5 protein-coding genes are annotated in these 4000 nt (G+C 79.4%); 4 read left to right on the top strand and 1 reads right to left on the bottom strand.

Features of this window, described 5'->3' with window-relative positions; genetic code table 11:
• A partial coding sequence (locus ABEB16_RS21120) for an FtsB family cell division protein (RefSeq protein WP_345714150.1) occupies positions 1-362 on the top strand: 362 nt, incomplete at its 5' end.
• On the top strand, positions 359-862 hold the full coding sequence (locus tag ABEB16_RS21115) for a DUF501 domain-containing protein (protein ID WP_345714149.1): 504 nt from the start codon (positions 359-361) through the stop codon (positions 860-862). The genes ABEB16_RS21120 and ABEB16_RS21115, both read left to right, overlap by 4 nt.
• A 60-nt stretch (positions 863-922) precedes the next feature.
• Here the strand turns inward: ABEB16_RS21115 and ABEB16_RS21110 are convergent, their stop codons facing one another.
• On the bottom strand, positions 923-2383 hold the full coding sequence (locus tag ABEB16_RS21110) for a phytoene desaturase family protein (RefSeq protein ID WP_345714148.1): 1461 nt from the start codon (positions 2381-2383) through the stop codon (positions 923-925).
• Positions 2384-2432: 49 nt separating this feature from the next.
• On the opposite strand from ABEB16_RS21110, the gene ABEB16_RS21105 reads away from it, so the two are divergent.
• Together ABEB16_RS21105 and ABEB16_RS21100 are read left to right on the top strand one after the other, a co-directional pair.
• Positions 2433-3389 (top strand): Ppx/GppA phosphatase family protein, encoded by a 957-nt coding sequence (locus tag ABEB16_RS21105; protein ID WP_345714147.1) that lies wholly within the window; start codon positions 2433-2435, stop codon positions 3387-3389.
• A 20-nt stretch (positions 3390-3409) separates the two neighbouring features.
• Entirely contained in the window at positions 3410-3856 is a 447-nt protein-coding gene (locus ABEB16_RS21100; protein ID WP_345714146.1) for an SRPBCC family protein, read from the top strand.
• Positions 3857-4000: the final 144 nt, after the last annotated feature.

The following is a 4000-nucleotide window of genomic DNA, read 5'->3' as shown; positions in this document are numbered from 1 at the left end:
AGCGCGGCCACCGCGACCACGGCGAGGGCGGCCGCACCGGCGGGCGGGACCCGCAGCAGCTCACCCGGTCCCAGGCCGAGCTGGACCGCTGGGGCGACGACGAGTTCGTGCGGGCGCAGGCCCGCGAGCGGCTGCAGTACGTCATGCCCGGCGAGACGCCGTACGTCGTGGACCAGGACAGCGATGCCGACGCCGTGGCGCCCGCCGACGCCGCCGCGACGGTGCCCCGCCCGACGGAGGCGTGGTACGCCAACGTGTGGGAGTCGCTGCGGGTGGCGGGCCTGGCACCGCAGGACGACCTGACCGGTTCCGTGCCCGCCCCCAGCGCCCGTCCCGCCCCCGACGCCACGGGTGTGCGGTGAGCGCCGCGGGCGTCGCCGCCGAGGACCTCGCCGCGATCGCGGAGCTCCTCGGGCGCGAGCCGCGCGGCGTCGTGGCGGTGGCGCACCGCTGCCGCTGCGGGCGCCCCGACGTCGTGGAGACCGCACCCCGGCTGCCCGACGGCACGCCGTTCCCCACGACCTTCTACCTCGTCGACCCGCACGCCGCCGCCGTCGTCAGCACCCTGGAGTCCTCCGGGCTGATGCGGGAGATGACGCAGCGGCTGGCCGACGACGAGGACCTCGCCGCCGCCTACACCGCCGCCCACGAGGACTACCTGCGCCGGCGGGCGGCCCTGGGCGCGGTGCCGGAGATCGAGGGCGTCTCGGCGGGCGGCATGCCCACCCGCGTCAAGTGCCTGCACGCCCTCGTGGGGCACGCCCTCGCCGTCGGCCCGGGCGTCAACCCGTTCGGCGACGAGGCCTTGGAGCTGCTGCGCGCCGACCCGACCGGCTGGCCCACCACCTGCCCGCACCGCTGACGCCCTGCCGCTGACGCCCTGCCGCTGACGCCCTGCCGCTGAGGTGCTGCCGCCGGCGCCCTACCGCGGCGCCACCGACGGCATCCGCCGGATCCCGAAGGTCCGCCGCAGCGCCGCGCGCGCCGCCCACCAGCCGCACATGCCGTGCACGCCCGGGCCCGGTGCCGTCGCCGACGAGCACAGGTACAGCCCCGCCAGCGGCGTGCTGTGCACGTCCCAGCGCGGTACCGGCCGGGCCAGCACCTGCCGCAGCGTGGTCGCGCCCTGCGCGAAGTCCCCGCCGACGTCCGCGGGGTTCTCCGCCGCCAGCTGCGCCGCGGTGCGCACGTGCCGGGCCAGCACGAGGTCGCGGAAACCGGGCGCGAACCGCTCGACCTGCGCGTCGACGTGCGCGCTCACGTCGAGCGTCGAGCCGTTGGGCACGTGGCAGTACGTCCACAGCACCGCGTGCCCGTCCGGGCTGCGGCCGGGGTCGACCACGCCGGGCTGCGCGACGAGCACGTAGGGCCGCTGCGCGTGCCGGCCGGCGGCGACCTCCGCCTCGGCGGCGGCGATCTCGCGCCACGTCCCGCCCAGGTGCAGGGTGCCGGCGCGGCGGGCGGCCTCGTCGCGCCACGGCACCGGCCCCGCGAGGGCGTAGTGCACCGTGCAGGCCCCCGGCCCGTAGCGGTAGCGGCGCAGCGCTGCCGCGTGGGCGGCGGGCAGCCGGTCGCCCGCGATGCGCAGCACCTCGGCGGGGGAGACGTCCAGCAGCACCGCGCGCGCCGGGGGCAGCTCGCCGAGGTCGTGCACCCGCTGCCCGGTGCGCAGCGTGCCGCCGCGCGCCCGCAGGTCCGCGACCAGGGCGTCCACCAGCGCCTGCGACCCGCCCCGGGGGACCACCCAGCCGCCGGAGTGCGCCAGGGCGGTGAGCACCACCGCCACCGCGGCGGGCGCGATGCCGACCTGCCGGCCGGGCGCGTGGGCGCCCACCCCGGCCAGCAGCCCCGCCGCGCGCTCGTCGCCCAGCCCCGCCAGCAGCGCGGGCAGCGTCAGCCCCGCCCGCAGCGCGAACGACGCCGCCACGGCCAGCCCCGGCCCCGCGGGCGGTGAGCGCAGCGTCGACAGGAACGTCGGCACCAGCTCGCCCGCCTCCTCGACGAGCGGTCGCAGCAGGCGGGCGTAGCGCGCACCGCCGGCGCCGAGCAGGTCGGCGGTGGCGTCGAGGTCCCGCAGCGCCACCCCCCACGGGCCCTCGTCCAGGGGGTGGGCGAACTGCACCTCGGGCTCCAGCAGCTCCACGCCCCGCGCGGGCAGGTCGAAGGCGCGGAAGAACGGGGACGCCGCGGCCATCGGGTGCACGGCCGAGCAGGCGTCGTGCAGGTACCCGGGCAGGGTCAGCTCCGCGCTGCGGGACCCGCCGCCGGGGGTGTCCGCGGCCTCGACCACCTCGACGTCGAGCCCGGCGGCGGCCAGGGTGACCGCCGCGGCCAGGCCGTTGGGCCCGGAGCCGACGACGACGGCGTCCCGCGCGGTGACCACGCCCCCACCCTGGCAGGTGACCCGGCCCCGCGCCGGGCAGGATGCCCCCGTGACCGGGACCCGCCGCGTGGCCGCCGTGGACTGCGGCACGAACTCCCTGCGGCTGCTGGTGGCCGACGTGCCCGCGCGGGGCCCCGCGCGCGACGTGGAGCGCTGGATGCGCGTGGTGCGGCTGGGGGAGGGCGTGGACCGCACGGGCGCGTTCGCCCCGCAGGCGCTGCACCGCACGCTGCAGGCGGTGGACGAGGTCGCCGCGACGTGCCGCCGGCACGGGGTGCCCCTCGGGGCGGGCTCGGTGCGCTTCGTCGCCACCTCCGCCTCCCGCGACGTGTCCAACCGGGAGGAGCTCGTCGCGGGGGTGCGCGAGCGCCTCGGGGTGGAGCCGGAGGTCGTGACCGGCGAGGAGGAGGCGGCGCTGTCCTTCGCCGGTGCCACCGCCGGGCTGCGCGGCCGCCACCCGGCGCCGTTCCTCGTCGTCGACCTCGGCGGCGGCTCCACCGAGCTGGTCCTGGGCGCGCAGGACGTCGAGGCGGGCCGCTCGGTGGACGTGGGGTCCGTGCGCCTCACCGAGCGGCACGTGCGCTCCGACCCGCCCGCCCCGCCGGAGGTGGCCGCCGCGCGCGCCGACGTCGCCGCCGCCCTGGAGGAGGTGGCCGCGGTGGTGCCGCTGGAGCGCACCCGCACCCTCGTCGGCGTGGCGGGCACGGTCACCACGCTCACCGCGGCCGCGCTGGACCTGCCCCGCTACGACCCCGCCCGCATCCACGGCGCGGTGCTGCCGCTGCGGCGGGTGCGGGCGGCCTGCGACGCGCTGCTCGCCATGCCGCGCGCGCGGCGGGCCGCGCTGCCCTACCTGCACCCCGGCCGCGTCGACGTCATCGCCGCGGGGGCGCTGGTGTGGGGCGAGGTCCTGGACCGGGTCGCGGCCGCCAGCGGGGTGGTGGAGGTCGTCACCAGCGAGCACGACATCCTCGACGGCATCGCGTCCTCGCTGGCGCGCCGCTGACCCCCACCCCGAGGAGCACCATGGCCACCGTCACCGCCACCACCACCCGCCGCGTCGAGGCCCCCGCCGAGCGGGTGCTGGCCGCCCTCGCGGACTACCGCGACGTCCGCCCGCGCCTGCTGCCCGAGCAGTTCACCGGGTACGGCGTGCTGGAGGGCGGCACGGGCGCGGGCACCGTGGCGCGCTGGGAGCTGCACGCCACGAAGAAGCGGGTGCGCTCGGTGGTCGCCGACGTCAGCGCCCCCGACGCGGTCAGCCTCGTCGAGCGCGACCGCAACTCCACGCTCACCACGACGTGGCGGGTGGTGCCCGCCGGCGCCGGTGCCAGCGAGGTCGTGGTGACGACGACCTGGCAGGGCGCCGGTGGCGTCGGGGGGTTCTTCGAGCGCACCTTCGCCCCGCGCGGCCTGGACCGCATCTACGCCCGGGTGCTGGAGGGGCTGGCGCGGGAGGTCGCGGGGCGGTGAGGACGGGCCCGCTGCCGCACCCGGCCACGGGGGCGGTGTTCGCCTCGCCGGTGCCCCCGGGCACCCGCTGGCCGGGCGCGGGCACCCCGCCGGGCGCGCTCGTCGCCGCGGCGCCCGCGGACGTGGTGCGCCTGGCCGCGGCCG

The organism is Kineococcus glutinatus (assembly GCF_039542765.1).
Lineage (GTDB): Bacteria > Actinomycetota > Actinomycetes > Actinomycetales > Kineococcaceae > Kineococcus_A > Kineococcus_A glutinatus.
This window is presented reverse-complemented; position numbering and strand designations above follow the sequence as displayed.